The sequence below is a fragment of the Mesorhizobium sp. M7A.F.Ca.US.007.01.2.1 genome, assembly GCF_003998165.1.
Taxonomy (GTDB): Bacteria; Pseudomonadota; Alphaproteobacteria; order Rhizobiales; family Rhizobiaceae; genus Mesorhizobium; species Mesorhizobium ciceri.
The window spans coordinates 1-6426 of the sequence record NZ_RZQP01000297.1; the positions used below are offsets into that span (position 1 = coordinate 1).

Genomic DNA, 6426 nt, shown 5'->3' on the forward strand with positions numbered 1-6426 from the left:
TCACCCGTCTGCTGGTCTCGATCTGGCTGCGCCGGGCTCGCCCGAAGGAATTGCCGAAGGCGCCGGTGACCTTCGTTCCGCCCGGCACCAAGATCCCCTTCATGGGCATCCGTCGCTGGACGTTCACGCTGTCCAGCGCACTTTCGATCCTGTCGGTGGTGCTGTTCATGACCGTCGGCATCAACTACGGCATCGATTTCAAGGGCGGTTCGCTGATCGAAGTGCAGGCCAAGAGCGGCAATGCCGATCTCGCCGACCTCCGCGCGCGGCTGACCGAACTCAACATCGGCGAAGTCCAGGTGCAGCAGTTCGGTACGCCGAACGACGTGCTGATCCGCGTCGGCACGCAGGATGGTGGCGAAAATGCCGAGCAGACCGTCATCGACAAGGTGCGCGGCGAGCTGCAGGATAATTACGATTTCCGCCGCGTCGAAGTGGTGGGACCGACCGTCTCCGGCGAGCTCGCCAAGCAAGGCACGATCGCCATGCTGATCGCGCTGCTCGGCATCCTGATCTATGTCTGGTTCCGCTTCGAATGGCAGTTCGCGGTCGGCGCCATCGTGGCGACGGTGCACGATGTGGTCATGACGCTCGGCTTCTTCGTCATCTCCGGGCTGGAGTTCAACCAGTCGTCACTGGCGGCGATCCTGACGATCATCGGCTATTCGCTGAACGATACGATCGTGGTCTATGACCGTGTCCGAGAGGATCTGCGAAAATACAAGCGCATGCCGCTGCCGCAACTCCTGAACAACGCCATCAACGAGACGCTGTCGAGAACGACGCTGACCTCGGTGACGACGATCCTGGCGCTGCTGGCGCTGGTTCTGTTCGGTGGCGAGGTGATCCGCTCGTTCACCATGGCCATGCTGTTCGGCGTCATCTTCGGCACCTATTCGTCGATCTTCATCGCCGCCCCGCTGCTGATCCTGTTCAAACTGCGGCCGCAGGCTACGGCCGACGAGGAGAAGCCGGTCAATGGCGGCAAGGCGGTCGCGACCTGACGCGCCCCCCCGAAGAGGTTTAACGGTGACCAGCAAAGGCATCGTCATCCGCGAGGCGCATTTCCCGGGCCGCGCGCCGATCGAAGCCTACGGCAATGGCGGATTCCGCTTTGCCGACATGTCGCATCGCGGTTCGCTGCTCTGTCTGCCATCCGGCATCCATGGCTGGGAGCCGGTGGACCCCTTGGCGCTGACGGTGGCGGATTTTGACAGGCTGCTGTCCGAGGCCGACAAGGTCGAGATCCTGCTGGTCGGCATGGGCAGGGATCTCCGGCCGTTGCCCGCTGCATTGCGGGCCGCGCTGAAGGCCGCCGGCGTTGCATCCGACCCGATGTCGACGGGGGCCGCGGTGCGGACCTACAATGTCCTTCTGGCGGAAGAGCGCGCCGTGGCCGCCGCGCTCATTGCCGTCGATTGACATGTCTCGAAGCGCTGAAATCGTCATGGACGCGGTGCGCGCCGCCGACCATGATCGCTATCTGACCGCGCTCTACGCGCCGGACGGCAAGCGCTACGCGCTGTTTTCGCTCTACGCCTTCAACGCGGAGATATCAGGTATTCGCGATCGCATCCATGAGGCGCTACCGGGCGAGGTGCGGCTGCAATGGTGGCGCGATGTCATTGCCGCCGGCGGCGAGGCCGGCGCCGGCCATCCCACTGCCGAAGCCGTGAACGCTACGATAGCGACATTCGGCCTGCCGAAGCCGGCCTTCGAGAACATGCTCGATGCGCGCATCTTCGACCTCTACGACGACCCGATGCCGTCGCGCACCGATCTGGAAGGCTATTGCGGCGAGACGGCGGCAGCACTCATCCAGCTTGCGGCGATGGTGCTCGATCCCGGTGAGGCGCCGCGCTTTGCCGAACTGGCGGGCAGGGCAGGCTGCGCACAGGCGATGACCGGCCTGCTGCTGCTGTTGCCGCTGCATCGCCAGCGCGGACAATGTTTTGTCCCGGCCGACATTCTGGCGGCAGCGGGATCGTCGCCGGAAGAATTCGTCACCGGCGACGGCGGACCCGGCGCCAAACGCGCGGTGGCGGCGATGATGGCGCTGGCACGGGAACATCTTTCCGCCTTCGAGAGGGGCGCACCGGCTCTCCCGGTCTCGCTGCGCCCGGCATTCCTGCCGCTGGCCCTGTCGCGCGCCTATCTCGGCAAGATGGAGAATGGCTCGCCGCTCGGTGGCGTGGCGCGGCTCTCGGCCTTGCGCCGGCATTGGCTGTTGCTGCGCCGCGCGAGCAAGGGTTGGCCAGCACTTTGACGTAAACGTCAACCGTGCTAAGAAGTCTCCGCGCCAAAACTGTCGCCATAGACGACAGGCCGGCCGGAGGAGATACCCATTCAATGAGCTTGCCTTTGCTGGTTGCGATCGTCGCCCTTGGCATCGCGCTGTCGGTTGCCGCGGTGCATTTCACTGGCGGCAGCAAGACGGCGACGCTCAGTGGCGCAGATCATGCGAAGAGCCGGTTCGCCGAGGATTTTCCCGACGAGATCGTGGCGGCAGTCCGCCTGACAGCAGATGCCGGGACCGCGTTCCTGGATATCGGGCGAGGGCGCTTCGGGATCGTTCACAGCGTAGGCGACTGCTTCTTGACCCGCATCGTCACGCCTCAAGATGTCACGATTTTGGACACTGGAGACGGGAATACGGTCTCGCTGCGGCTCGCCGATTTCACCTGGAAGGGCGGCCGCTTCCGCTTTGCCAGCGCAACGGATGCGCAAGGCTTGCTGAAGGCGCTTGAGCCGCAGAGTTTCGGCGGAGAGGCGGCATGATGGACGACTACAATTTTCCGCAGGTCACTCAACTGGCCATCCCGTTCTTCGTTGTCGCGATCCTGATCGAGCTTTGGTTGGTGCGCACCGGCCGTGCCAAGGGTTCGTTCGAAACGCGCGACACATTGACCAGCCTGATGATGGGTACCGGCAATGTCGTTGCCGGGCTGCTGCTTGGCGTCGTGTCCTACTGGGCGTTGCTGTGGCTCTGGCAGTTCCGCGTCTTCAATCTCGGCCTGTCGATCTGGGTCTTTCTGGTGGCCTTCCTGCTCGATGATCTGCGCTACTATTTCTATCACCGCATCGCGCACCGGGTGCGCTGGGTGTGGGCCGAACACGTCAACCACCATTCCAGCCAGCACTACAATCTGTCGACAGCGCTGCGGCAGAGCTGGACGGGCCTGTTCACCTTCATGTTCGTGCTGCAGGCGCCGCTGGTGCTGCTCGGCTTCCACCCGGCGGTGATTGCCTTCACCTTCGGCTTCAATTTGGTCTGGCAATTCTGGATCCACACCGAGACCATCGGCAAGATGTGGGGCTGGTTCGAGTTCGTCTTCAACACGCCCTCACACCACCGCGTCCACCACGCCACCAATCCGCGCTATCTCGACGCCAACTATGCCGGCACGCTGATCATCTGGGACCGCATGTTCGGCACCTTCGTCGGGGAACTGGAAGAAGACCGGCCGCGCTACGGCATCGTCAGGAATCTCGGCACCTTCAATCCGCTGAAAGTGGCATTCCATGAATGGATCGGCATGTTCAGGGATGCCTTTGCGCCCGGTCTGACCTTGAGCGATCGCCTGAACTATCTGATCAAGCCTCCCGGCTGGAGCCATGACGGCTCGCGCGAGACTTCGGAGAGTTTGAAGGCTGCCTATGTCAGGCGAAATCCTGCTGAGGCGGGGAAGCCTGGGTTGCCAAGCGTGGGTGTCGAGCCCGCCGAGTAGAACTTCTTATGTCAGGAGGGTCCGTCGTCATCGCTGTCGTACGCCAATTGCGCGATTCGTTCCCTCACTTGCGCGATGGCGTGATCCAGCGGAATAGCGGGACGCGTATCTTCGATCGAAGCCTTTATCTTGGCCCGGATCGCGGCTAGGCGCTCGGCATGCTCCTCTTCCTCGCGCTGGAAGGCCCGGAGCGCCGCGCGGATGACTTCGCTCGCCGAGCCGAAAGAGCCGTCTTCGACTTTTTGGCGGATAAGGCGGGCCATTGCTGGCGTGACTGTGACAGAAAGTTTCTCGGCGAATTCCGTGGAACGGCTCCCATTGGACAGCAAGTGGGATTGTATCCTGCTTCATCCGTGCGGCCAACGATGAGGTCCTAGCGCCTGGGTTTCGCCCGGCCAGCTTCCGAACCATCCGGCATGGTGGCGCTAATGCGCCGAGTTGTGCCGAAATGCCGGCCGAATTCATGGCCCCCCAAATCTGTAAAATTGGCTTCGAACTCAACCAGCGCGTCGACAATAGCCGGCGCCTCCGAGCTGGGAGCCTCCTGCGTGAATCGTGCACTGAGGTAGGCGCCATGAGGATGTGAGGGATCCAGACGGGCTTGGATCGCCCAGAAGGATGACAGCGAATAGATCGCTTTCATGAAATCCAGAATTAGCCGGTCATTGTAGGGACCTTCGACAGGCTGAACGGCAATGATTCTCTTCAAGCTTCGATCACGGTTCTCATTGTAATTTTCATTTTCGTACAGCCAACCTTGGCCCCCGTGAGGCTGACCTATTAGCGCCTCGATAGCGGGTATATGAACTTCGCGCAGCTTCCGCAGGTTGGTGCATCTGACATAGATGCTCCAGCAAATTTCGTAGTCGCCGGCGAAAGGTTCGCCACTCGGCGGCAGGTCCGACGGCAGAAGCTGGTGCAGCTCGGAGTGCTTGGCCACGGACTACTCGGCGGCTTGCGCTTGTGCCGGCAGCCCTAGCCATTCTCGGCAATCAGCCTGCGCACGCGATGTGATGGCGTGCCGCTTGGCAACGGTCTTGTCCTTGCCGCGCATGCGTTTGCCCTCGGCCTTCGGAGCTTCGACAGGTGGGAACAGGCCGAAATTGACGTTCATCGGCTGGAATGAGCGCTTTCCCGGCTCGTCATCGGAGACAATATGACCGCCGGTGATGTGGTTGAGCAGAGCGCCGAAGGCCGTGGTCAGCGGCGGCAGGGACGGAGCAAGGCCGAGCCGCTCCGCTGCGGCGAAGCGGCCGGCGAGCAGGCCGATGGCCGCACTTTCGACATAGCCTTCGCAGCCGGTGATCTGGCCGGCGAAACGCAGGCCGGGCCGCGACTTCAGTTGCAGCGAAGCGTCGAGCAAGGTCGGCGAGTTGATGTAGGTGTTGCGGTGCAGGCCGCCGAGACGGGCGAAATCAGCGTTTTCGAGACCCGGTATGGTGCGGAAGATGCGCACCTGCTCGGCATGCTTCAACTTGGTCTGGAAACCGACCATGTTGTAGAGCGTGCCCAGCGCATTGTCCTGCCGCAACTGGACGACGGCATAGGCCTTTACCGTCGGATTGTGGGCATTGGTCAGCCCCATCGGCTTCATAGGCCCGTAGCGTAGCGTCTCGACACCGCGCTCGGCCATGACTTCGATCGGCAGGCAGCCGTCGAAATAGGGCGTGCCTTCCCATTGCTTGAATTCGGTTTTCTGGCCGTCGACCAGCGCTTGCACGAAGGCAAGGTACTGGTCCTTGTCCATCGGACAATTGATGTAGTCCTTGCCGGTGCCGCCTGGCCCGACCTTGTCGTAGCGCGACTGGAACCAGCAGGTATTCATGTCGATCGTGTCGAAATGGATGATCGGCGCAATGGCGTCGAAGAAGGCGAGCGCATCGGCGCCGGTCGCTTCCGCGATCGACTGGGCAAGCCCGGGGGCGGTCAACGGACCCGTGGCAACGATCGCCTGGTCCCAATCCGTCGGCGGCAGACCTGGCACTTCCTCGCGCCGGATGGTGATCAGCGGGTGTGCTTCGAGTTTTTTCGTCACGGCATCGGCGAATCCGTCGCGATCGACGGCCAGCGCGCCGCCGGCCGGAACCTGGTTGGCGTCGCCGGCGCTCATGATCAACGAGCCGGCCAGCCGCATTTCGGCGTGCAACAGGCCGACCGCGTTGTTGTCGGCGTCGTCGGAGCGGAAGGAATTGGAACAGACGAGCTCGGCCAGGCTATCGGTCTTGTGCGCATCGGTGCCACGAACGGGCCGCATTTCATGCAGGATGACGGGCACGCCGGCTTGCGCTGCCTGCCAGGCGGCTTCGGAACCGGCGAGGCCGCCGCCGATGATGTGGATTGGGTTTTTGCTCATGAGCGCCGGAATAATCGCTTGGTGCGGCGATTGCAATTGCCGTGCGCGGTGCGGGGCAAACAGCTGCTGATGGGAGCGCCTCGTGAAAACAACAACACCCGCCGGGGGAGGAGGTCCGGCGGGTGTCGTTTTTCGGGTCGACCTTCGGGAGGAGGTGAAGGCCGGCCATATTCGTCATCGCCGGGGAGGAGGTCGGCTTTGACGAAATTCCTTTCGCCATTTTTAGAAGGGGCGAAACCTCTGGAGCAAAATTCGTCTTGCCCCTGGGAAACAGCGCCCGCCGCGGGAGGAGGTGCGGCGGGGGCCGTTTTTTTTGTCAACCCCCCGGCGGGGGTGGAGGTCGGG

At 62.7% G+C, this 6426-nt stretch carries 8 protein-coding genes; 5 read left to right on the top strand and 3 right to left on the bottom strand.

Annotation, left to right across the window (positions count from 1 at the left end; all coding sequences use genetic code 11):
- From secF to EN949_RS31695, 5 genes are all read left to right on the top strand, one after another.
- On the top strand, nt 1-1004 hold a 1004-nt coding region (gene secF, locus EN949_RS31675; RefSeq protein WP_127371888.1), incomplete at its 5' end, for a protein translocase subunit SecF.
- A complete protein-coding gene (locus EN949_RS31680) occupies nt 979-1422 on the top strand; it encodes an Mth938-like domain-containing protein (protein ID WP_164754805.1) in 444 nt (147 codons plus the stop codon). The genes secF and EN949_RS31680, both read left to right, overlap by 26 nt.
- A gap of 1 nt (nt 1423) precedes the next feature.
- Nucleotides 1424-2266 (top strand): phytoene/squalene synthase family protein, encoded by an 843-nt coding sequence (locus EN949_RS31685; RefSeq protein WP_164754803.1) that lies wholly within the window; start codon nt 1424-1426, stop codon nt 2264-2266.
- Between the two features lie 83 nt (nt 2267-2349).
- Nucleotides 2350-2778: a hypothetical protein gene (locus tag EN949_RS31690; protein ID WP_024503856.1), complete on the top strand. Its 429-nt coding sequence runs from the start codon at nt 2350-2352 to the stop codon at nt 2776-2778.
- Nucleotides 2778-3728: a sterol desaturase family protein gene (locus EN949_RS31695; RefSeq protein ID WP_174564975.1), complete on the top strand. Its 951-nt coding sequence runs from the start codon at nt 2778-2780 to the stop codon at nt 3726-3728. Before EN949_RS31690 ends, EN949_RS31695 begins: the two co-directional genes overlap by 1 nt.
- A gap of 11 nt (nt 3729-3739) precedes the next feature.
- Here the strand turns inward: EN949_RS31695 and EN949_RS31700 are convergent, their stop codons facing one another.
- Genes EN949_RS31700 through trmFO form a run of 3 tightly spaced genes read right to left on the bottom strand, consistent with a single transcriptional unit; the run spans nt 3740 to nt 6081 of the window.
- Nucleotides 3740-4057 (bottom strand): type II toxin-antitoxin system ParD family antitoxin, encoded by a 318-nt coding sequence (locus EN949_RS31700; protein WP_013531311.1) that lies wholly within the window; start codon nt 4055-4057, stop codon nt 3740-3742.
- A 44-nt stretch (nt 4058-4101) separates the two neighbouring features.
- The gene (locus EN949_RS31705) at nt 4102-4668 is read right to left on the bottom strand and encodes a hypothetical protein (protein WP_063168112.1); all 567 of its coding nucleotides are present in this window, start codon (nt 4666-4668) and stop codon (nt 4102-4104) included.
- 3 nt (nt 4669-4671) lie between these two features.
- Nucleotides 4672-6081, bottom strand: coding sequence for a methylenetetrahydrofolate--tRNA-(uracil(54)-C(5))-methyltransferase (FADH(2)-oxidizing) TrmFO (gene trmFO, locus EN949_RS31710; RefSeq protein ID WP_063168111.1), 1410 nt, complete (start codon nt 6079-6081; stop codon nt 4672-4674).
- Nucleotides 6082-6426 lie beyond the last annotated feature (345 nt).